General features: G+C 67.6%; 16 protein-coding genes. 3 read left to right on the forward strand and 13 right to left on the reverse strand.

The window, feature by feature from the left end; translation table 11 throughout:
* The first annotated feature begins 13 nt into the window (after window positions 1-13).
* The 3 genes from AC57B5_RS05240 (at window position 14) to phbB (ending at window position 4,161) form a co-directional block, all read left to right on the forward strand.
* Window positions 14-1,906: a PHA/PHB synthase family protein gene (locus AC57B5_RS05240; RefSeq protein ID WP_486639828.1), complete on the forward strand. Its 1,893-nt coding sequence runs from the start codon at window positions 14-16 to the stop codon at window positions 1,904-1,906.
* Between the two features lie 123 nt (window positions 1,907-2,029).
* Entirely contained in the window at window positions 2,030-3,211 is a 1,182-nt protein-coding gene (locus AC57B5_RS05245; protein ID WP_013802555.1) for an acetyl-CoA C-acetyltransferase, read from the forward strand.
* A 212-nt stretch (window positions 3,212-3,423) separates the two neighbouring features.
* Window positions 3,424-4,161: an acetoacetyl-CoA reductase gene (gene phbB / locus AC57B5_RS05250; protein WP_012205436.1), complete on the forward strand. Its 738-nt coding sequence runs from the start codon at window positions 3,424-3,426 to the stop codon at window positions 4,159-4,161.
* A 718-nt stretch (window positions 4,162-4,879) separates the two neighbouring features.
* On the opposite strand, the gene AC57B5_RS05255 is transcribed toward phbB, so the two are convergent.
* The 13 genes from AC57B5_RS05255 to AC57B5_RS05315 all read right to left on the reverse strand — a co-directional run bounded on the left by AC57B5_RS05255 (window position 4,880) and on the right by AC57B5_RS05315 (window position 20,874).
* The gene (locus AC57B5_RS05255; RefSeq protein ID WP_333906721.1) at window positions 4,880-5,854 is read right to left on the reverse strand and encodes an isoaspartyl peptidase/L-asparaginase family protein; all 975 of its coding nucleotides are present in this window, start codon (window positions 5,852-5,854) and stop codon (window positions 4,880-4,882) included.
* On the reverse strand, window positions 5,851-6,933 hold the full coding sequence (locus AC57B5_RS05260) for an amino acid ABC transporter permease (RefSeq protein ID WP_063326242.1): 1,083 nt from the start codon (window positions 6,931-6,933) through the stop codon (window positions 5,851-5,853). Before AC57B5_RS05260 ends, AC57B5_RS05255 begins: the two co-directional genes overlap by 4 nt.
* Before the next feature lie 17 nt (window positions 6,934-6,950).
* On the reverse strand, window positions 6,951-8,000 hold the full coding sequence (locus AC57B5_RS05265; protein WP_496398931.1) for an amino acid ABC transporter permease: 1,050 nt from the start codon (window positions 7,998-8,000) through the stop codon (window positions 6,951-6,953).
* A 20-nt stretch (window positions 8,001-8,020) separates the two neighbouring features.
* Entirely contained in the window at window positions 8,021-9,058 is a 1,038-nt protein-coding gene (locus AC57B5_RS05270) for an amino acid ABC transporter substrate-binding protein (RefSeq protein WP_496398932.1), read from the reverse strand.
* Complete coding sequence (locus tag AC57B5_RS05275; RefSeq protein ID WP_486302108.1) at window positions 9,055-9,993, reverse strand: MurR/RpiR family transcriptional regulator; 939 nt, start codon at window positions 9,991-9,993, stop codon at window positions 9,055-9,057. Before AC57B5_RS05275 ends, AC57B5_RS05270 begins: the two co-directional genes overlap by 4 nt.
* Before the next feature lie 247 nt (window positions 9,994-10,240).
* Window positions 10,241-12,304 (reverse strand): ABC-F family ATP-binding cassette domain-containing protein, encoded by a 2,064-nt coding sequence (locus tag AC57B5_RS05280; RefSeq protein ID WP_496398933.1) that lies wholly within the window; start codon window positions 12,302-12,304, stop codon window positions 10,241-10,243.
* Between the two features lie 94 nt (window positions 12,305-12,398).
* Window positions 12,399-13,418 carry a tripartite tricarboxylate transporter substrate binding protein gene (locus tag AC57B5_RS05285; RefSeq protein WP_012205443.1) on the reverse strand — a complete coding sequence of 340 codons (1,020 nt, stop codon included), beginning with the start codon at window positions 13,416-13,418 and terminating at the stop codon, window positions 12,399-12,401.
* A gap of 41 nt (window positions 13,419-13,459) precedes the next feature.
* Window positions 13,460-14,683 carry an acyl-CoA dehydrogenase family protein gene (locus tag AC57B5_RS05290; protein ID WP_496398934.1) on the reverse strand — a complete coding sequence of 408 codons (1,224 nt, stop codon included), beginning with the start codon at window positions 14,681-14,683 and terminating at the stop codon, window positions 13,460-13,462.
* A 1-nt stretch (window position 14,684) separates the two neighbouring features.
* On the reverse strand, window positions 14,685-16,283 hold the full coding sequence (locus AC57B5_RS05295) for an AMP-binding protein (RefSeq protein WP_496398935.1): 1,599 nt from the start codon (window positions 16,281-16,283) through the stop codon (window positions 14,685-14,687).
* Between the two features lie 176 nt (window positions 16,284-16,459).
* Window positions 16,460-17,458: a LysR family transcriptional regulator gene (locus AC57B5_RS05300; RefSeq protein ID WP_012205446.1), complete on the reverse strand. Its 999-nt coding sequence runs from the start codon at window positions 17,456-17,458 to the stop codon at window positions 16,460-16,462.
* Between the two features lies 1 nt (window position 17,459).
* Window positions 17,460-18,437, reverse strand: coding sequence for a 50S ribosomal protein L3 N(5)-glutamine methyltransferase (gene prmB, locus AC57B5_RS05305; protein WP_496398936.1), 978 nt, complete (start codon window positions 18,435-18,437; stop codon window positions 17,460-17,462).
* A gap of 20 nt (window positions 18,438-18,457) precedes the next feature.
* Window positions 18,458-19,618: a succinyl-diaminopimelate desuccinylase gene (dapE, locus tag AC57B5_RS05310; RefSeq protein WP_496398937.1), complete on the reverse strand. Its 1,161-nt coding sequence runs from the start codon at window positions 19,616-19,618 to the stop codon at window positions 18,458-18,460.
* A gap of 86 nt (window positions 19,619-19,704) precedes the next feature.
* Complete coding sequence (locus AC57B5_RS05315; protein WP_012205449.1) at window positions 19,705-20,874, reverse strand: PilT/PilU family type 4a pilus ATPase; 1,170 nt, start codon at window positions 20,872-20,874, stop codon at window positions 19,705-19,707.
* Between the last annotated feature and the right edge of the window lie 122 nt (window positions 20,875-20,996).

Consider the following 20,996-nt stretch of genomic DNA (forward strand, 5'->3'; position numbering starts at 1 on the left):
ACAAGGATGCAGCATGAATTTTGACCCACTCGCTGGCCTGTCAGGCCAATCCGTCCAGCAATTCTGGAACGAGCAATGGAGCCGCACGCTGCAGACACTGCAGCAGCTGGGGCAACCAGGCCTTCCGGGAACCCAGGGCATGCCAGGCATGCCGGACATGGCCCAGGCCTGGAAAGCGGCCGTCCCCGAACCCGGCGCCCTGCCCGAGAACGCGCTGTCGCTGGACCCCGAAAAGCTGCTGGAGCTGCAGCGCCAGTACCTGGATGGTGCCAAGGCCATGGCCGAACAGGGCGGCGCCCAGGCACTGCTGGCCAAGGACAAGCGCTTCAACACTGAATCGTGGGCCGGCAATCCGCTGACGGCGGCCACGGCTGCGACCTATCTGCTCAACAGCCGCATGCTCATGGGCTTGGCCGATGCCGTGCAGGCCGATGACAAGACGCGCAACCGCGTGCGCTTCGCCATCGAGCAATGGCTGGCGGCCATGGCGCCCAGCAACTTCCTGGCACTCAATGCCGAGGCCCAGAAGAAAGCCATCGAAACCCAGGGCGAGAGCCTGGCCCAGGGCGTGGCCAACCTGCTGGCCGACATGCGCCAGGGCCATGTGTCCATGACCGACGAGAGCCTGTTCACCGTGGGCAAGAACGTCGCCACCACCGAAGGCGCCGTGGTGTTCGAGAACGAGCTGTTCCAGCTCATCGAATACAAGCCGCTGACGGACAAGGTGCACGAGCGGCCCTTCCTCATGGTGCCGCCCTGCATCAACAAGTTCTACATCCTGGACCTGCAGCCCGACAACTCGCTGATCCGCTACGCCGTCAGCCAGGGACATCGCACCTTCGTGATGAGCTGGCGCAACCCCGACGAAAGCCTGGCGCGCAAGACCTGGGACAACTACATCGAGGACGGCGTGCTCACCGGCATCCGCGTGGCGCGCGAGATCGCGGGAGCCGAGCAGATCAATGTGCTGGGCTTTTGCGTGGGCGGCACCATGCTGTCCACCGCGCTGGCCGTGCTGCAGGCACGCCACGACCGCGAGCATGGCGCAGTTGCCGCTCCGGCGGCCAAGGCGCCTGCGACCAAACGCGCGGCTGGCAGCCGCAGCGCCGCCCGCACATCCACAGCCCGCGCCACGGCGCCGGCCGGCGTGCCGTTTCCCGTGGCCAGCGTCACGCTGCTGACCACCTTCATCGACTTCAGCGACACCGGCATCCTCGATGTCTTCATCGACGAATCCGTGGTGCGCTTCCGTGAGATGCAGATGGGCGAGGGCGGTCTCATGAAGGGCCAGGACCTGGCGTCCACCTTCAGCTTTCTGCGGCCCAACGACCTGGTCTGGAACTACGTGGTGGGCAACTACCTCAAGGGCGAGACGCCCCCGCCGTTCGACCTGCTGTACTGGAACAGCGACTCCACCAACCTGCCCGGCCCGTACTACGCCTGGTATCTGCGCAACCTCTACCTGGAAAACAAGCTGGCCCAGCCCGGCGCGCTGACCGTCTGCGGCGAGCGCATCGACATGCACCAGCTACGCCTGCCGGCCTATATCTACGGCTCGCGCGAGGACCACATCGTGCCCGTGGGCGGCTCCTATGCGTCCACCCAGGTGCTGGGCGGCGACAAGCGTTTTGTGATGGGTGCATCGGGCCACATCGCGGGCGTGATCAATCCGCCTGCCAAGAAAAAGCGCAGCTACTGGCTGCGCGAGGACGGCCAGTTGCCGCCCACGCTCAAGGAATGGCAGGCCGGCGCCGACGAGTACCCGGGCAGCTGGTGGGCCGACTGGAGCCCCTGGCTGGCCGAGCACGGCGGCAAGCTGGTCGCAGCGCCCAAGCAGTACGGCAAAGGCAGGGAATACACGGCCATCGAGCCGGCCCCGGGCCGCTACGTACTGGTCAAGGCCTGAGGCACAATCGTTTCGATGCTGCAGTGCAATAACGCTGCGGCTTGAATGCAGGGTGCCGTTGCCGCGACCGCGGCAATGTGCGCCCGGGCATCCCTTCAAGAGTCCAAAGAAAGGTCCGTCATCATGGAAGACATCGTCATCGTTTCCGCTGTCCGTACTGCCGTTGGCAAGTTTGGCGGCACCCTTGCAAAGATCCCCGCCACCGAACTGGGCTCCATCGTGATCCGCGAGGCACTGAACCGCGCCAAGGTCGGCACTGACCAGGTCGGTGAAGTCATCATGGGCCAGGTGCTGGCTGCTGGCGCAGGCCAGAACCCCGCACGCCAGGCCATGATGAAGGCCGGCGTTGCCAAGGAAACCCCGGCCCTCACCATCAACGCCGTCTGCGGCTCGGGCCTGAAGGCCGTGATGCTGGCAGCCCAGGCCGTGGCCACGGGCGACAGCGAGATCGTCGTGGCCGGCGGCCAGGAGAACATGAGCCTGTCGCCCCACGTGCTGCCGGGCTCGCGCGACGGCCAGCGCATGGGCGACTGGAAGATGGCCGACACCATGATCGTGGACGGCCTGTGGGACGTCTACAACCAGTACCACATGGGCATCACGGCCGAGAACGTGGCCAAGGAAAAGAGCGTCAGCCGCGAGCAGCAGGATGCCCTGGCCCTGGCCAGCCAGCAAAAGGCCACGGCCGCACAGGACGCAGGCAAGTTCGTGGACGAAATCGTTCCCGTCAGCATTCCCCAGCGCAAGGGCGATCCCGTGGTGTTCGCGGCCGATGAGTACATCAACCGCAAGACCAATGCCGACGCCCTGGCAGGCCTGCGCCCGGCCTTCGACAAGGCCGGCTCGGTGACGGCCGGCAACGCCTCGGGCCTGAACGACGGCGCGGCCGCCGTGGTGGTGATGAGCGCCTCCAAGGCCAAGGCCCTGGGCCTGACGCCGCTGGCGCGCATCGTCTCCTACGCCACCAGCGGCCTGGACCCCGCCACCATGGGCCTGGGCCCGGTGTTCGCCTCGCGCAAGGCGCTGGAGCGTGCGGGCTGGACCGCGCAGGACGTGGACCTGTTCGAGCTGAACGAAGCCTTTGCGGCCCAGGCCTGTGCGGTGAATCAGGAGCTGGGCATCGACCCGGCCAAGGTCAACGTCAACGGCGGCGCCATTGCCATCGGCCACCCCATCGGCGCATCGGGCGCCCGCATCCTGGTGACCCTGCTGCACGAGATGCAGCGCAGCGGCGCCAAGAAGGGCCTGGCCGGCCTGTGCATCGGCGGCGGCATGGGCGTGGCCATGGCGGTGGAGCGCGTCTGAAAGACTCCGGGAAAACGTTAGCAAGCTTTCAGGGTAGATCCTAGGCCTGCCTAGGGCCTGCCCGAAGAGAGGCGCAGCGCACGCGCTGCATACTAGCCATACGGGGGTGCCGGACCCAGAGGTTCAGGCACCCTTGGTGATAACCGGAGTCAATGCCCCGGTTGTCGTGGATAGATTGATCTGAAGCAACCATTGATTGACAGGAGAGAAGAATGGCTCAAAAAGTAGCGTATGTCACAGGGGGAATGGGAGGCATCGGAACGGCTATCTGCCAGCGTCTGCACAAGGAAGGCTTCAAGGTCATCGCAGGTTGCGGTCCGTCGCGCGACTTCCAGAAGTGGCTGGACGAGCAAAAGGCGCTGGGATACAACTTCCATGCATCGGTCGGCAATGTGGGCGACTGGGCTTCCACCGTCGAGGCCTTCAGCAAGACCAAGGCCGAGCACGGCAGCATCGATGTGCTGGTCAACAATGCCGGCATCACGCGTGACCGCATGTTCATCAAGATGACGCCGGAAGACTGGCAGGCCGTCATCGAGACCAACCTCAACTCCATGTTCAACGTGACCAAGCAGGTCGTGGGCGACATGGTGGAAAAGGGCTGGGGCCGCATCATCAACATCAGCTCGGTCAATGGCGCCAAGGGCCAGGCCGGGCAGACCAATTACTCGGCCGCCAAGGCGGGCATGCACGGCTTCACCATGGCGCTGGCGCAGGAGATGGCCACCAAGGGCGTGACCGTGAACACCGTGAGCCCTGGCTACATCGGCACCGACATGGTCAAGGCCATCCGTCCCGACGTGCTGGAGAAGATCGTGGGCACTATCCCCGTCAAGCGCCTGGGCGAGCCCAGCGAGATCGCATCGATCATCGCCTGGCTGGCCTCGGAGGAAGGCGGCTATTCCACCGGCGCCGATTTTTCGGTCAACGGTGGCCTGCACATGCATTGAACCTGCAAGGGTTCGCGCTGCAAAGGAGCCTCCGGGCTCCTTTTTTGTTGGGCAGCCCCGCTGCAAATGGCCCAGAAATGACAAAACCCGCTGAAGCGGGTTCTGTGGAAGAGGGGGTCTGCACGGAAGGCCGTCAGACCGGTGGTGTCAGAGACTGGGGCACCGTGTGCGCCAGCCAGCGCCTCAGCGCTTGCGATCGCGTTCGTCTTCGGGCCAGATGGACATGATGGCAGTCGTTTGCATGGAAACTTTCTCCTGTATTGCTCTCTTAACGCGGGCCAGATTCAGCTGGTTGACAGGTTTTCAAAAAATTTTCGAAGGAAGTCGAAACTTTTTTGTGACCCGGTTTTCAGGCGTTGCGGGGGCCGCGCTTGCGGTCACGGTCATCCCATGGCCAGACAGCTTGGGCCAGCGCAGCGGCTGCAAAGCGGGTCTGCAGGGCGGTGTGGGAAAAGATGTCGGTCATGTGCAATCACTCCTTTGTTGCGTGTTCAACGCGGGCAAGTGGCTGCAGGTTGACTCAGGGATTGCCCCAGGACGCAAGCAATTGCAAGCCTGGAGGTGGTGATCTGTCAGTTTGAAGACAGATTTCTGGCGCGGTAAGAAAAAATCCGTTTCCTGACAGAGGGTTACGGGAATGACGAGCCAAGGTGGATGCTGTTACGCCTCGTTGCCCGCAATGCGTGGGCACAGGTCAACCCGGGGCGAAAACGCCCCATCAGGCAAAAATCAGGGTCACGGCAGGCGCGTCGTCCACGATGTAGCCGCGGTACATGCCGGCGCTGTTGAAGGGGCAGTGCACGCGTCCCTGGCTGTCGACGGCCACCACGCCGCCCTGGCCACCGATGTGTGTCAGCGTGCCCCGCACTGCGGCATCGGCTGCGAGTTCCAGGCTTTGCCCCAGGTAGCGCATGCGCGCATGGATGTCGTGCGCGATGGCTGCGCGCAGGAAATGCTCGCCGGTTCCGGTGGCCGCCACGGCGCAGGTGGTGCTGTCGGCGTAGAAACCTGCGCCCACCACGGGCGTGTCGCCCACGCGCCCGGGGCGCTTGTTGGTCAGCCCGCCGGTGGATGCCGCGGCGGCCAGGTTGCCATGCACATCGCGCGCCACGGCGCCGACCGTGCCCATCTTGCCGTTCTCGTTCAGCGGAGCAGGGTGCGCCGCCAGTCCGCTGGCGTCGTGGTCCAGCAGCGCGGTCTGGCCGGATTGCGCCTGCACCCGGCGCAGCTGTGCCAGGCGCTCGGCAGAGTCGAAGTAGCCGGCATCCATCCGCGCCAGCCCGCGCTCATCGGCAAACCGCTGCGCCCCTTCGCCGACCAGGAGCACGCACTGGCCGTCGTCAAGAACATGCCGCGCCAGCGCAATCGGATTGCGCACCTGGCTGACGGAGGCGACTGCGCCGGCCCGCAGGTTGCTGCCGTCCATCAGGCCGGCGTCCATCTCGTGGCGTGCGTCACGCGTGTAGACGGAGCCGCGCCCGGCATTGAACAGCGGGCAGTCTTCCAGGGACTGGCACGCGGCCTGGACGGCGTCCAGCGCGCTGGCGCCGCGCCGCAGCAGGGCGGCGCCTGCTTCCAGCGCCTGGGCCAGCGCGGCGTGGTAGGGGGCCTCGTCGGCCTGGCCCTGGATGACGGTGCCTGCGCCGCCGTGCACGGCAATGGAAAATTTGCGGGAGTTCTGGGACATGTTCATTGGAGCGCGTAGCGCGATTCCAGGAAGCGGCCATAGCGGGCGATGCCCAGGCCGATCAGCAGGTAGACGGCGCAGACCACCATGTACATCTCCACGAAGTACGCAATCCAGTGGGGGTCGCTCATGGCCATCTTCAGGGAGCCGGTGATGTCGTAGATATTCACGATCGCCACCAGGGAGGTGTCCTTCACCGCGCCGATGAAGTTGCTCACCGTGGGCGCGATGGTCACGCGCAGCGCCTGCGGCAGGACCACGTGGCGCAGCACCTGCACCCTGGTGAAGCCCATGGCCTGGGCCGCCATGACCTGGCCCTGGGGCACGGCCTGCAGCCCGCCGCGAAACACCTCGGCAAGATAGGCGGCGCTGAAGGCCGCCAGGCAGACGGCGATGCGGACCATGGGGTCCACCCGCCATTGCGCGGGCACCAGCATGGGCAGCACGAAGGCCCCGAAGAACAGCAGCGTGATCAGGGGCACGCCGCGCACGGCCTCGATGAAGCCCGTGCACAGGATGCGGATCAAGGGCAAGCTGGAGCGCCGGCCCAGCGCCAGCAGAATGCCCAGCGGAACACCGGCCAGGCAGGCGATCACGGCAAGGAACAGGGTCAGCGGCAGGCCGCCCCACAGATCGCTGGGCACGGGTGCCAGGCCGGCCACACCGCCCGCCATCAGCACGCCAAAGCCGGTCAACCCGGCCAGCAGCATTGCCATGCCGGCGCGGCCGAAGAAGCGCGGCAGTGCCGCCACCCCCACGCTGCCCAGCAGCAGCAGGCTGGCGGCGACGGGGCGCCACTGTTCGGCCATGGGGTAGCGCCCCAGGAACACCAGACGGTACTTGTCGCGCACCACGCCCCAGCAGGCGCCGGCCGCAGCGCGGCATGTGTCGGGGTTGGCTGCGGTTTCGGCGTCGAGCAGGCCCCAGGCCAGCAACTTCCAGCCTGCCCACAGCGCGGCCAGCAGCAGCGTGGCGGTGATGAGCCCGGAGAGCGCATCCGGAAACAGGCTGGCGCGCAGGCGCTGCGCCAGCGGAACCCGGGGCGGGGCCACCGGCAGGGCCGGTGCGCGGAGTACGGCACTCATGGGCAGGTCTTTCCCGGCTAGCGTGTGATGAAGGCACTGCGCTGGTTGAAGGCATTCAAAGCCAGCGAGGTCAGCAGGTTGATGGCCAGGTAGACCACCGCGATGATGGTCACGCATTCGATGGCCTGGCCGGTCTGGCTCATGGCGGTGTTGGCGACCATCACCATGTCGGGGTAGCCGATGGCCACGGCCAGCGAGGAGTTCTTGATGGTGCTGAGCGCCAGGTTGGTATAGGGGGGAATGATCACCCGCAGGGCCTGCGGCAGCACGACCAAGCGCAACTGCTGGCTGCGGCGCATGCCCAGGGCCGAGGCAGCATTCCATTGCCCGCGCGGCACGGCCTGCAGACCGGCGCGCACGATTTCCGCGCAATAGGCGGCGGCATACAGGCCCAGGGCGCTCACCAGGGCCAGGAATTCCGGCGTCAGCGCCAGTCCTCCGTCGATGCCGAACATGCCCGGCTGCGGCGAGCTCCAGTGCCAGCCCGCCGCGCTATCGTATACCGGGCCGGGCAGGGCCAGCCCCGCCTTGCTCAGAAAGCCCAGGGGGCCGATGGCCAGAGGGCGGTCCACGTCGGGCAGCAGCGAAGTCAGCGCGAAATACCACAGCAGCACCTGCACCAGCAGCGGGATGTTGCGCGCCACATCGACATAGAGGCGCACGGCGCCGCGCAGCAGCGGATGCCTTGCCACGGCGGCCACGCCCAGCAGCAGGCCCAGCACGGTGGCCAGCACGAGCGCGGGCACGGCGGCGCGAACCGTGTTGGCCACGCCGGCCGCGACCGCACGCAGGTAGCTGTCGCCGGGCTCGTAGGGCAGCAGCCCTTCGGAGATGGAAAAGCCGGCCGTCTGCTCCAGAAAGCCGAAGCCCCCGGCAATGCCGCGCGCGGCCATGTTGCGGCTGGCGTTGTGCGCCAGCCAGCCCAGCAGCAATATCAGCAGCCAGCCGATGGCGAGCTGCAAGGCCAGCCTGCCCCAGCGTGGCCGGGTGGGGGCCGGCGGCTGCCGTGCCCCGGCGTCGATGGCATTCACGGCTTTCACAGCATCCACAGCGTTCGCGGCATTCATGGCAGGGTGCCCTCGGCGCGTCAGTTCATCGGCGGCGACATCATCAGGCCGCCCTTGGTGAACAGCGCGTTCTTGCCGCGCGGCACGTTCAATCCGGACTTGGCGCCCAGGTTGCGTTCATAGCTCTCGCCATAGTTGCCCACGGCCTTGACGATGCGCAGCGCCCATTCCTTGTCCAGCCCCAGCTGCTTGCCCAGGTCGTCGCTCTGGCCCAGGAAACGCTTGACCTGGATGCTGTCGGAGCGGGTCTTGAGCTCGTCGGCATTGGCCTGAGTGATGCCCAGTTCCTCGGCCTCGATCATGGCGTTGAGTGTCCAGCGCACGACGGCGAACCATTCGTCGTCACCGCGGCGCACGGCCGGGCCGGCCGGCTCCTTGGAGATGACTTCGGGCAGGATCACGTAGTCGTCGGGGTTGGCCAGCTCCTTGCCGCGCAGCACGGCCAAGGCGCCGAGGTCGCCTGTATAGGCCTGGCAGCGTCCGCTGCTGAAGGCCTGCAGGGCGGCTTCGGGGTTGTCGAACACCACCGCCTTGTAGTTGAGCTTGTGGGCGCGAAAGTACTCGGACAGGGTTTTTTCCGTGGTGGATCCGCTGATCAGGCAGATGGTGGCGCCAGAGAGCTGCTTGACGCTGCTCAGGCCGGGTTTCTTCCTGGCCATGAAGCCCTGGCCGTCGTGGAAATTGATGCCCGCCCACATCAGGCCCAGGCCGTTGTCGCGTGTGAAGGTCCAGGTGGTGTTGCGTGCCAGCAGATCGATCTCGCCGGACTGCAGCGCCGTGATGCGTGTCTGGCCGCTGGTGGGAATGAACTTGACCTTGCCGGCGTCGCCCAGGGTGGCGGCAGCCACGGCACGGCACAGATCCACGTCCAGTCCGGACCAGTTGCCGCTGCCGTCGGCGAGCGCAAAGCCTGCGCGCCCCGTGTGCACGCCGCAGGCCACGGCGCCGCGCTGCTTGATGCCGTCCAGCGTCTTGCCCGCGTGGGCCGGCGCGGCAGCGAGTGTGAAGAGGGCGGCCATCGATGCAAGCGCAAGGCGCAGACGGGCAGGGGCGTTCATGGTGAATCCTTTCCAGCGGGATGGGGGGCCTGGGGTTGCGGCTTGCTTGCCGCCGGCGAAGCGGTATCGGCGTCCGGAGTCAGGTAGGGAAGCACCGACTCGGACAGTTCGACCAGACTGCGCACGGCCTGGGGCGTGGCGCGGATGACCTGGGTGGCCAGTGCCTCGACCATGGCCATGGCCGCCATTGGCGATGAAGGCAGCAGGGGATGCGAGGCGGGCGCCAGCAGCGTGTAGTCGGCCTCGCGGGCCAGCGGACTCGTGGCCTCGTCGGTGATGGCGATGGTCAGGGCGCCCCGCTGGCGTGCGTGCGCCGTCAGCGCGACGGCTTCGCGCGAGTAGCGCGGCAGGGAAATGGCGATCAGCACGTCCTGCTCCGTCAGCCCTGTCATGCGGCGTACCGCCTGTTCCGATCCGCCTGCGGAGGTCACTTCCACCACCTGCTGCAGATAGGGTTGCAGCACGTCGGCGCCAAAGGCCGCCACATGGTGGGAGCTGCCGAACCCCATGAAGAGCACACGGCGTGCGCGGCAGATGCGCTGGGCCAGTTGGTCGAGCAGGCCGGGGTCGCAGGCCTGCGCAGCCGCCTGCAGGTTGCGCTGCGTGTGCCCGAAAGCCTGCTCGCCCATGGTGCCAGCCGTGGCGGCCTCGGGCCCATGCGCCGCGCGCAGCTTGTTCACGGGCTCCAGGGCCTGCTGCAGCTGGCGGCCCAGGTGCAGGCGCAAATCGGCAAAGCCTTCGTAGCCGGCATGCTTGGCGAAGCGATTGACGGCGGCCAGGGAGCCGCCGCAGGCATTGGCCACTTCCTCGGCGCTCAACGTGACGGCCAGCACCGGATGCGCGGCCATCCAGCGGCCGACCCGGGCGACGGCGGGCGAGCCATCGACGCTGGCGCGCAGCAGTTCCTGTACGGCGGGGTGGGGGTGGAGTTCCATGAATGAATGAAAGTGAATGGTCTCTTTCAATCATTATTTTTTAAGAATGAAATCTTTCATTCAGGAGAAACCCTGAACCGAACGATCCATGCGTTCCGCTGGCTGCGGGGGCGTGAGGGGAGTGGGGGGAGGGCGGGGCCTCAGGGGCGCACTTCGGCTGGGCCGAAGTGGGGCGCCGTCTTCACGCGGGACGACGCTTGTGGCAGGCGGTCCAATGGGACCGCCTGATTTTTGAGAACGACTGGAATCAGTCGGACATCGCGGCCGACAGCTGCTCGATCTGCTCGCTCAGTTCCAGCCAGCGCTCTTCCAGGCTGTCGATCTCGTCGTTGCAGGCCTTGAGGCTGCGGCCCGTCTCGGCCATGTCGGCGGGCGAGATGGGCTGGCTCAGCAGGCCTTCGAGCCGCGTGCGCTCGGCCTGCAGCTGGGGCAGGCGCTTGTCCAGCTGTTCCAGTTCCTTCTTGAACGGCCGGGTCTTCTCGGCCATCTGCTGGCGGGCCAGGGCCGCCAGGCGCCGTTGCTCGCGCTGGTCTCCGGCACTGGCGGCCGGCGGCGTGGGCGGGGCAGCGGGAGCCGGGGCCAGCGCAGCAGCAACGGGGGCCTGCACTGCAGGTGCTGCAACTGCTGCGGGCTCCACCTGCGCTGCCGCCTTGCTGGTGGCCGCAGCCGCCTGTTCGGCCTTGCGGGCCTCTTCGCGCAGGCGGCGGGATTCTTCCAGCAGGTAGCGCTGGTAGTCGTCCAGGTCGCCGTCGAAGGGGCCGACCACGCCACGGCCGACCAGCCAGAAGTCCTCGCAGACCGAGCGCAGCAGCGCGCGGTCGTGGCTGACCAGCATGACGGTGCCGTCGAAGTCGTTGATCGCCATGGCCAGGGCCTCGCGCGTGGCCAGGTCCAGGTGGTTGGTGGGCTCGTCCAGCAGCAGCAGGTTGGGGCGCTGCCAGACGATCATGGCCAGCACCAGGCGGGCCTTTTCGCCGCCGCTCATGCTGCCCACGGCCTGCTTGACCATGTCGCCGCTGAAATTGAACGTGCCCAGGTAGCTGCGCAGGTCCTGCTCGCGCGCCTGCGGGCCGGTGGCGCCGGTGTCCCGTGCCAGGCGGATCATGTGCTCCATGGGGTTCTCGCCGGGGCGCAGCACGTCCAGTTCCTGCTGGGCGAAGTAGCCGATGTTCAGGCCCTTGCCTTCGGTCACGGTGCCGGCCAGTGCCTTCATCTCGCGCGCAATGGTCTTGACCAGGGTGGACTTGCCCTGGCCGTTGGCGCCCAGGATGCCGATGCGCTGGCCCGCCAGCACCGAGCGGTTGACGCCGCGCAGGATGGTGGTCGCCTGGCCTTCGTCGTCCAGGTAGCCGAATGCGGCGTCCGTGATCGCCAGCATGGGGTTGGGCAGGTTGGCCGGCGGCTTGAACTCGAAGGTGAAATCGGCGCTGGCCAGCATGGGTGCGACCTTTTCCATGCGCTCGATCTGCTTGACGCGGCTTTGCGCCTGCTTGGCCTTGGAGGCCTTGGCCTTGAAGCGGTCGATGAACTTCTGCAGGTGGGCGATCTTGTCCTGCTGGCGCTCGAACGAGGCCTGCTGCAGCAGGATCTGCTGGGCGCGCAGTTCCTCGAACTTGCTGTAGTTGCCGCCATAGCGCGTGACCTGCGCGTTTTCGATGTGCAGCGTGGTGTTGGTGATGGCGTCCAGGAATTCGCGGTCATGGCTGATCACGACCAGGGTGCCGGGGTAGCGCTTGAGCCAGGCTTCCAGCCAGACCAGGGCGTCCAGGTCCAAGTGGTTGGTGGGCTCGTCCAGCAGCAGCAGGTCGGAGGGGCACATCAGCGCGCGCGCCAGCTGCAGGCGCATACGCCAGCCGCCGGAGAAGCTGTTGACGGGGTGCTCCAGCTCGGAGACCTTGAAGCCCAGGCCCAGGATCAGGGCCTGGGCGCGCGGCACGGCGTCGTGCGCGCCGGCGTCGGCCAGGTCCACGTGGGCGTGGGCAATGGCCATGCCGTCCTCGCTGGCCTCGGCGGCCGCGAGCTGGGCGTTGAGCTCGCTCAGGCGGGTGTCGCCGTCCAGCACGAACTGGGTGGCCGTCTCCGAGGTCTCGGGCATGTTCTGCGCGACCTGGCCCAGGCGCCATTGCGAAGGGATGGAGAACTCTCCACCGTCCTCGGCCAGGCTGCCGTTGAGCAGGGCGAACAGGCTGGACTTGCCGGCGCCATTGCGTCCGACAAGGCCGACTTTTTCACCGGGGTTGATGGAGACGGAGGTGCTGTCCAGCAGCACGCGGGTGCCGCGGCGCAGGGTAATGTTGCGAAGGCTGATCATGAATGGGCAGGATTATCCCAGCGATTGCGCCAGGACAGGATTGCCGCCCGCCATGCCCGTGCCCGGCCACGGTGCAAAGCCCTGGTACCTGGCCCTAGATCGGCTGTATGCCCACGCGCTGCATCATGGACTGGGTGAACTGGATCTCGCGCTCGAAGCCCTTGGCATAGGCGTCGGCGCTGGTGATGGCGACCTTGCCGCCTTCCTGCTCCAGCAAGGCGATGACCCTGGGCTGCCTGAGCACCTCCTCCAGCGCCGTGCGCAGCCGCTGGACGATGGGCTCGGGCGTGGCGGCCGGCACGGACACGCCGCCCCAGGACGTGAGGTTGACGTTGGGCACGCCCAGCTCGGCCAGGGTCTGCACCTGGGGCAGCTTGGCGTTGCGCTGCGGGCCGGCAATGGCCAGTGGCACCAGCTTGCCGGCCAGCACCTGGGGATAGGCCACGGAAAACAGCGGGGCGCCGAAGGCCACCTGCTGGCCCAGCACGGCATTGACCAGCTCGGACGCGCCCTTGTAGGGCACATGGTTGACCTGCAGGCCCATGCTGGAGGCCAGCATCTCCACGCCCAGGTGCGACGGCGTGCCCACGCCGCCCGAGGCATAGTCCAGCGCCCCCGGCCTGGCCTTGGCGCGCGCGGCCAGGTCGTCCAGCGTGCGCATGCCAGAGTCGGCATGCACGACGACCAGGATGTCCGAGCGCGACATGCCCAGCACATGGCGGAAGTCCTTGAACACGTCGTAGCCCGGGCTTTTGTACATGCGCATGGCGGCGGCCATGGGCGAGCCCGAGTACAGCAGGGTGTAGCCGTCCGCCGGCGCCTTGGCCACCTGGCGTGCTCCGATGTTGCCGCCTGCGCCGGCGCGGTTGTCTATCACCACGGGCTGGCCCAGCTGGGCGGACAGCGCCTCGGCCACGATGCGCGCGGCCGTGTCGGGGCTGGTGCCGGCCAGGTAGGGCACCACCCATTTGATGGGGCGCGTGGGCCAGGCGCTGTCGTGTGTGGTGGCTGTGGCGGCTGTGGTGGCCCAGGGCAGGCCTGCGGCAAGCGATGCGGCGCCCGCAGCGCGCAGGAATCGGCGTCGGTCCGGCCTTTGGGATGGATTGTCTTGCATGGCGTTGTCTCCTTGTCTTTTCGCTTTCATGCCGGCCAGCCTCAGGCGCCGGCCCGCTCCAGCAGTTCCTTGGCGATGGTGTTGCGCTGTATCTCGCTGGTGCCCGTGAGCACGCGGTACATGCGCAGCATGCGGAACAGGAATTCCACGCGCCGGCCCTGGACGATGCCTTCGCCGCCATGGATCTGCACGGCGCGGTCGGCAATGCGGAACGCCGTCTCCGAGCAGAACAGCTTGCTCATCGAGGCCTGGGCCCGCGCATCGATGCCGGCGTCGATGGCGCGGGCCGTCTGCACCATCAGTGCGCGCGCCGCCATCCATTCGGTGGCCATGTCGGCCAGCATGTGCTGTATGGATTGGAACTGGGCAATGCTGCGGCCGAATTGCTGGCGCCCCAGCGCATAGTCGCGCGCATCGCGCAGCGCCACCTGGGCCAGCCCCAGCATGGCCGGGCAGTGCAGCAGGCGGTTGACGGTGATGCGGCCCAGCGCCAGGGCCAGGCCCCGGCCCGACTCGCCGATCAACTGGGCAGCGGGCACGCGGCAGCCGTCGAGCACGATGTCGCCCGTGCTCGATTGACCGGCCATGGTCTTGTAGCCGCTGACCACCTGCACGCCCGGGGCATGCAGGTCCACGAAAAAGGCGCTGATCTCGCGCTGCGGGCTGCCCTCGGGCGCGGTCGAGGCCATGAGCACGGCGAAGTCGGCAAACGGCGAGCCCGAGATGAAGCGCTTGCGGCCGTGCAGCACGTAGTGGTCGCCTTCGAGCACGGCGCGCGTCTCCAGCGCGCCCGCGTCCGAGCCGGCCGCTGCCTCGGTCAGCGCAAAGCAGATGGATTTCTCGGCGCGCGCCACGGGCAGGATGAACTGCTCCATCTGCAGCGGCGTGGCCTTGCGGATCAGCGCACCTATGCGCGGCGGGCCGCTGAGTTCGCCCAGTACATGGGGCGCGAAGGGCGAGCCCGTGGCGTAGATGGCCTCCTTGACCAGCACCTGGTCGAGCACGGACAGGCCGGCGCCGCCCATGGCCTCGGGCAGGGTCATGCCGTAGAAGCCGCGCGCATGCGACAGCTTCCAGACCTGGCGCAGCAGCTCGGTGGAGGCGCTGTTTTCATGGTCCACGCCATGCGCGCGGGCGAGGTCGGCCAGTTCACCGTGGATGAAGGCGTTGAGCGCGTCGATCAGGCCGGCCGCGCGCTCGGAGCCTTCAAAGGGCATTTCCAGCAGGGCAGCGTTGGCGGCGGGGAGAGTGTCTTTGGCGTTCATCTCAGTTCACCTTGCGGGCGTGGTTGGCCCAGTAGGGCGCCTGCACGGCGCGGCGCATGACCTTGCCGTTGGGGTTCTTGGGCAGCTGCTGCACGAATTCGATGTGGCGCGGGCGCTTGAAGCCGCCCAGGCGCTCGGCGCAAAAGCGGTCCAGCGCGGCGCTGTCGCCGGCCAGGCCGGGCTTGAGCACGATGTGGGCGGCCACGGCCTCGCCCCATTTGTCGTCGGGAATGGCGAACACGCAGGCATCGGCCACCGAGGCATGTTCGTAGAGCACGGACTCCACCTCGGACGGATAGACGTTGAAGCCGCCGCTGATGACCATGTCCTTCTTGCGGTCCACGATGTAGACAAAGCCCTGCTCGTCCATGCGGGCCAGGTCGCCCGTGTGGTAGCGGCCGTTCTTGAGCACCTCGGCCGTCAGCTCGGGCGCGCGCCAATAGCCTGCAAAGACATCGGCGCCGCTGACCACGATCTCGCCGATCTCGCCCTCGGGCACCGGGCGGCCCTCGTCGTCCAGCACTTCGACCAGGGATTCGAGGAATGGCCGGCCGCAGGAAGCCAGCCGCTCGGGGCGCGACGCGCGCGCCTGCAGGTGGTCCTGCACCGTCAGGCCGCAGACGCCGGAGGTGGTCTCGCCCGCGCCGTAGCCCTGGGACAGGATGGGGCCGAACACGTCCATGGCCTGCAGGATGCGTGCGGGCGCCATGGGCGCTGCGCCGTAACCCAGGCGCAGCAGGTCGGGCAGGGGGCGGTAGCGGCCGCCGATCTCGGCCAGCAGCATGTTGATCATGGTGGGCACCATGAAGGTATGGGTCACGCGCCGCGCCTGCATCTCGGCCATGAAGGCGCCAGGCTCGAAGCCCGAGAACAGGTGGATGGTGGCGCCCGTGCACAGCGCCGGCACCATCTGCATGCCCGAGGCGTGCGTGACCGGACCGACCAGTCCCAGCACGTGGCCGGCCTGCATGCCCTCGCCGCGCATCAGGAATTTGCGCAGCTGGGCCAGGCGGTTGCCGAAGGTCTGCATGGCGGCCTTGAGCACGCCCGAGGAGCCCGAGGTGTAGTGCAGCACGGCCACCTCGTGCTCGTGCACGGCCACGGGCTGAAAGCGGTCGCTGGCGCGGGCGAGCAGGGCCTCGTAGCTTTCGCCGGCGGGGCCGTCCAGCAGCAGCAGGCGCACGTCGGAAGACTGCAGGTGCGGCTTGAAGGCCTCGGCGCGCGCTGCGGTGGTCACGATGACGGCGGCATCGCTGTTGGCCGCGATATCGCCCACTTCGCGTGGCGAAAGGCGTGCGTTGAAGGGCGCCTTGATGAGCCCGGCCTTGTAGCAGGCGATCTCGATCTCCACGATTTCCACGCAGTTGGGCAGGTAGATGCCCACGCGGTCGCCATGGGACAGGCCAAGCGCCGCCAGCGCATTGGCCAGCCGGTTGGAGCGCTGTTCCAGCTCGGCGTAGCTGATGCTGCGCGCGGCGCTGGTCACGGCCGGCTGCGCGCCGTGGGCCCTGCAACTGCGCGCGACCAGTTCGCCGACATTGGGGATGGGAAGGGAGTGGGAATGGGTGTGGCCTGCGGTGGGCCGGGATGTCTCGTGCATGGCATTCCTTGGCTGAAGCCGCGCGTTTTGCGCGGCGTGCCATGCACTGTTCCAGAAGAGGCCTGGAGCGGGGAAATACCGTTTAGTGATTCAGGCGCATCAGAAAAATTGATGTCCAGATCAACCCTTGCGGTATTTGCTGATGACCCCGTGCCCAGACCCCTGCGGTCATGCCGTCATGCCTGCTGCCAGCGTGCCTGCCAGATGCCGGCCGTGATGAGTTGCCGAGCCTGTGCCATCAGCGCCTGCTGGACCACCTGCAGCGCCGGGTCGCTGCTGCGGTTGGCCTGCACGGCCAGGAAGTAGCGGCGCAGCAGTTCGGGCGCCGTGACCTGGGCCACGATCCAGCCGTGCTGGATGGCCGTGGGCGCAGCCTTGGCTTCCTCGCGCAGCCAGGCGGGCGCATCGCTCAGCGAGCAGGCGGGCGTGAAGGTGAAGCCCGCGCCGCAGTGGTAGAGCGAGCGGATGACGCGGGCGGAATCGTGTTCGTGGACGATGTTCAGCCGCAGGTCGCGCGCATCGGCCGCGGCCTCCACGGTCTGGCGGATGGAAAAGCGGCGTGATTGCAGCACCAGCGGCAGCTGGCAGGCGTGGGCAAAGTCCATGTGCGGCAGGCCGCCGTCCGGCGCGGGGCGCAGCAGCGGGGCCACGCTGCCATCGACATCCTGGCCGCAGACGTAGATGGATTCCTCGGCCATGGGCTGCACCTGCATATCGTGCAGGCTGGCTGTGTCCACGAGGATGGCCAGGTCGGCGCGCCGGTCCAGCATGGCCTTTTGCACCATGAGGCTGAGGTCGTCGAGCACGAAGATGCGTATGCGAGGGTGGCTGTTGCGCAGGCTGGCGATCACGGGGCCGGCCAGCAGGCTGGTCAGCAAAAAGGGCAGGGCGATGGTGACCGAGCCTTCGGGGCCCTGCGGCAGGCGCTGTATGCGCTCGCGCATGGCATCGGCGTCGGACAGCAGGCGGCGTGCGTCCTCGTACAGCTGGGCGCCGGCCGGCGTGGGGGTCACGCCGGCGTGGCTGCGCTCCAGCAACTGGGCGCCCAGCTCGCCTTCCAGCTTCTTGATCTGCGCCGTGAGCGCGGGCTGGGCCACGTACAGCGAGTGCGCGGCGCGCGAGAGGCTGCCCGCCTCCAGCACCGCGATGAAGTAGCGCAGCGCCCGCAGGTCCATCTCAGCCCAGGGGGCGGTAGGTGGGGCGCAGGGCCTCGATGTCGCCTTCGGTCCAGGCGCGCAGTGCCTCCTGGGTGATCAGCAGCACCTGCTCGTCGCCCGAGCTGGTGTCCAGCCAGAACACGGGCAGGTCGGGGAAGGCGGCTTCGAAGAAATCCTTTTCATTGCCGATTTCCAGCACGACCACGCCTTCCTTGGCCAGACGCGACGGCAGGTCCAGCAGCAGGCGGCGGATGAAGTCCATGCCGTCGGCGCCGCCGGCCAGCGCCAGTTCGGGCTCGGCCTGGTATTCGGCGGGCAGGCGCGACATGCTGTCGGCATTCACATAGGGCGGGTTGCACAGCACCAGGTCCCAGGGGCCGGGCAGGGCGGCCAGTCCGTCGCTTTCCAGCAGCTGCACGCGCTCGGCGAGTTCATGGCGGTCCACGTTGATGCGGGCCACGGCCAGTGCGTCGGCCGAGATGTCGGCGCCCGTGACCTCGACCTCGGGCCAGGCCATGGCGGCCAGGCAGGCCAGGCTGCCGTTGCCGGTGCACAGGTCCAGCACGCGGCGCGTGCGGTCGGACAGCCAGCCGTCGATGCTGCCGTCGGCCAGCAGCTCGGCAATGAAGCTGCGCGGCACGATGGCGCGCTCGTCCACGTAGAAGGGCACGCCCTGCAGCCAGGCCTCGCGCGTGAGGTAGGCGGCGGGCTTGCGCGTTCGGATGCGCTCTGCGAACAGCTCGGCCACTTCGGCCTGCTGCTGGGCGCTGACGGTCTGGTCAGCCAGGGATTCGGGCGCGCCAGGCGCCAGTTCGCTGTCCAGCGGCAGGCCCAGTTTCCACAGCGTGAGCCAGGCCGCTTCGTCTTCGGCCGTGGCCGTGCCGTGGCCAAAGGCCACGCCGGCCGCCGTGAGCGCTGCGGCGCCCGAGGCTACGAGGTCGGCGATGGTGCTGCCCGAGATGGCGGGAATATTGTCAGGGGTGGGGGCGGATGTCATCGTCGGCTCCTTGGTCGCGTTCAGATGGCCTGCTGGCGCTGCAGCTCCTGGAGCGTGCGGCGGTAAATGTTCTTGATGGGCTCGATGTCGGCCACCACGATGTGCTCGTCGATCTTGTGGATGCTGGCGTTGGGCGGGCCCACCTCCACGACCTGGCTGCAGATCTGGGCGATGAAGCGGCCGTCGCTGGTGCCGCCCGTGGTGGACAGCTCGGTCTCCAGGCCGGTCTCGGCGCGGATGGCCGCCTGCACGGCGTTCACCAGCGTGCCCGGCGTGGTCAGGAAGGGCTGGCCGCCAATGGTCCAGGCCAGCTCGTACTCCAGCCCGTGACGGTCCAGCACGGCGTGCACGCGCTGCTGCAGCGATTCGGCCGTGGACTCGGTGCAGAAGCGGAAGTTGAAGTCGATGGTCACATGGCCGGGAATGACGTTGGACGCGCCCGTGCCGCCATGCATGTTGCTGATCTGCCAGCTGGTGGGCGGGAAGAAGGCATTGCCCTCGTCCCAGCGCGTGGCGGCCAGTTCAGCCAGGGCCGGCAGGGCCTGGTGGATGGGGTTGCGCGCCAGCTGCGGGTAGGCGATGTGGCCCTGGATGCCCTTGACCGTGAGGCGCCCGCTCATGGTGCCCCGGCGGCCGTTCTTGATCATGTCGCCCGTGCGCTCCACCGAGGTGGGCTCGCCGACGATGCACCAGTCCAGGCGCTCGCCGCGCTCGCGCAGCAGCTCGACCACGACCTTGGTGCCGTCCACCGAAGGGCCTTCCTCGTCGCTGGTCAGCAGCAGGGCAATGTCGAAGGAGGGAGCCGGTGTCTCGGCCAGGAATTCCTCCAGCGCCACGACGAAGGCGGCGATGGAGGTCTTCATGTCGCTGGCGCCGCGGCCGTACAGCTTGCCGTCGCGGTGCGTGGGCACGAAGGGCGGGCTGCTCCACTGCTCCAGCGGGCCGGTGGGCACCACGTCGGTGTGGCCGGCAAAGACCAGCACGGGCCGGTCGGTGCCTGTCCCGGAGCGCCGGGCCCAGAGGTTGCGCACGCGAAAGCTGTCGGGGCCGCTGTCGATGCGCTCGCAGGCAAAGCCCATGGGCTGCAGGGCATCGGCCAGGAGTTCAAGGCAGCCGGCGTCTTCGGGAGTGACGGAGGGCAGGCTGATCAGCTGCTCGGTCAGTTGCAGGGTGCGGGACATGGTGGGTGGAATCAAAAAACAAAAAAGTCGGAGGGCCGGCTGCCGCCAGCGTGCTCCGACATTGTGAACGCTGCGGGGCTGGCCGATCAGTTCGGCTTGACTTCCAGCATGATTTCCGTGAACGAGGGCATGTCGTCCTCGCCGGGCGTGGCCAGTTCGGCGAACTGGCTGGACGGCGCGGCATGGCTGGCCTTGACCACGTCGTTTTCCAGGCGCCACATCAGGTTAGTGGGCGAATCGGCGAAGGCCAGGGCTTCGGCGCGGTCGATGCGGCCGGAGCGGACCAGCTGCGCCAGCGCCTCTTCAAAGGTCTGCGAGCCTTCGGCCATGGATTTTTCCATGGCCTCCTTGACGCCCGAGAAGTTGCCGCGCTCGATGAGGTCGGCGATCAGCTTGGTGTTGAGCATGACCTCGACGGCCGGCATGCGGCCGCCGTCCACGGTGCGCACCAGGCGCTGGGAGATCACGCCCTTGAGCGCTGCCGACAGCTCGCCCAGCATGGTGGGGCGGATTTCCTCGGGGAAGAAGGACAGGATGCGGTTGAGCGCGTGGTAGCTGTTGTTGGCGTGCAGCGTGGCCAGGCACAGGTGGCCCGACTGCGCAAAGCCCATGGCCGAGGACATGGTCTCGCGGTCGCGGATTTCGCCGATCAGGATCACGTCAGGGGCCTGCCGCAGTGCATTCTTGAGCGCGATCTGCAGCGATGCCGTGTCCGAGCCCACTTCGCGCTGGTTGACGATGGAGCGCTTGTTGCGGAACTGGTATTCGATGGGGTCCTCGATGGTGAGGATGTGGCCCGTGAGCTTTTCGTTGCGCGCATCGATCATCGAGGCCAGCGTCGTGCTCTTGCCCGAGCCCGTGGAGCCCACGACCAGCAGCAGGCCGCGCTTTTGCATGATCAGCTCGCCCAGCACGGGCGGCAGGTTCAGCGTGTCCATGGCCGGAATGTGCTGGGCGATGAAGCGGATCACCACGGCGCAGCTGCCGCGCTGGTGCATGGCGCTGACGCGAAAACGCCCCACGCCGCGCAGCGGCACGCCCATGTTGAGCTCACCCGTTTCGTCAAGCTCCTGCAGGCGTTCGGCCGGCACGATCTCGGCCAGCAGGCTGCGCGGCGCGTCGGGCGGCAGCAGCTGGTTGTTGATGGGCACGCATTCGCCGTTGATCTTGATCAGCGCCGGCGCGTTGACCGCCAGGTAGACGTCGGACGCCTGCTTCTCGCCCATCAGGCGCAAAATCCTCTCCATCGTGCCCATGTTTTCCCCCAAATTCGTGTACTGCCGCTGTTCTTGGATCGTCTGCACGCTCTTGTGACGTGAAACGGGCGTCCGCTGCCTGGTGGCCGGGGACGCCCTCGAGAGTATGCCTTGCTCCATCC

The sequence above is a fragment of the Delftia sp. BGA-UO-ETr-SB1 genome (genome assembly GCF_059567865.1).

Bases quoted from the DNA above. Each gene is read 5' to 3' on its own strand.
- AC57B5_RS05285 (WP_012205443.1), bottom strand. From the start codon at position 13,418: ATGCAAGACAATCCATCCCAAAGGCCGGACCGACGCCGATTCCTGCGC.
- prmB (WP_496398936.1), bottom strand. From the start codon at position 18,437: ATGACATCCGCCCCCACCCCTGACAATATTCCCGCCATCTCGGGCAGC.
- AC57B5_RS05275 (WP_486302108.1), bottom strand. From the start codon at position 9,993: ATGGAACTCCACCCCCACCCCGCCGTACAGGAACTGCTGCGCGCCAGC.
- AC57B5_RS05300 (WP_012205446.1), bottom strand. From the start codon at position 17,458: ATGGACCTGCGGGCGCTGCGCTACTTCATCGCGGTGCTGGAGGCGGGC.
- AC57B5_RS05280 (WP_496398933.1), bottom strand. From the start codon at position 12,304: ATGATCAGCCTTCGCAACATTACCCTGCGCCGCGGCACCCGCGTGCTG.
- phbB (WP_012205436.1), top strand. From the start codon at position 3,424: ATGGCTCAAAAAGTAGCGTATGTCACAGGGGGAATGGGAGGCATCGGA.
- AC57B5_RS05270 (WP_496398932.1), bottom strand. From the start codon at position 9,058: ATGAACGCCCCTGCCCGTCTGCGCCTTGCGCTTGCATCGATGGCCGCC.
- AC57B5_RS05265 (WP_496398931.1), bottom strand. From the start codon at position 8,000: ATGAATGCCGCGAACGCTGTGGATGCTGTGAAAGCCGTGAATGCCATC.
- AC57B5_RS05315 (WP_012205449.1), bottom strand. From the start codon at position 20,874: ATGGGCACGATGGAGAGGATTTTGCGCCTGATGGGCGAGAAGCAGGCG.
- AC57B5_RS05290 (WP_496398934.1), bottom strand. From the start codon at position 14,683: ATGAACGCCAAAGACACTCTCCCCGCCGCCAACGCTGCCCTGCTGGAA.
- dapE (WP_496398937.1), bottom strand. From the start codon at position 19,618: ATGTCCCGCACCCTGCAACTGACCGAGCAGCTGATCAGCCTGCCCTCC.
- AC57B5_RS05260 (WP_063326242.1), bottom strand. From the start codon at position 6,933: ATGAGTGCCGTACTCCGCGCACCGGCCCTGCCGGTGGCCCCGCCCCGG.
- AC57B5_RS05255 (WP_333906721.1), bottom strand. From the start codon at position 5,854: ATGAACATGTCCCAGAACTCCCGCAAATTTTCCATTGCCGTGCACGGC.
- AC57B5_RS05245 (WP_013802555.1), top strand. From the start codon at position 2,030: ATGGAAGACATCGTCATCGTTTCCGCTGTCCGTACTGCCGTTGGCAAG.
- AC57B5_RS05240 (WP_486639828.1), top strand. From the start codon at position 14: ATGAATTTTGACCCACTCGCTGGCCTGTCAGGCCAATCCGTCCAGCAA.
- AC57B5_RS05295 (WP_496398935.1), bottom strand. From the start codon at position 16,283: ATGCACGAGACATCCCGGCCCACCGCAGGCCACACCCATTCCCACTCC.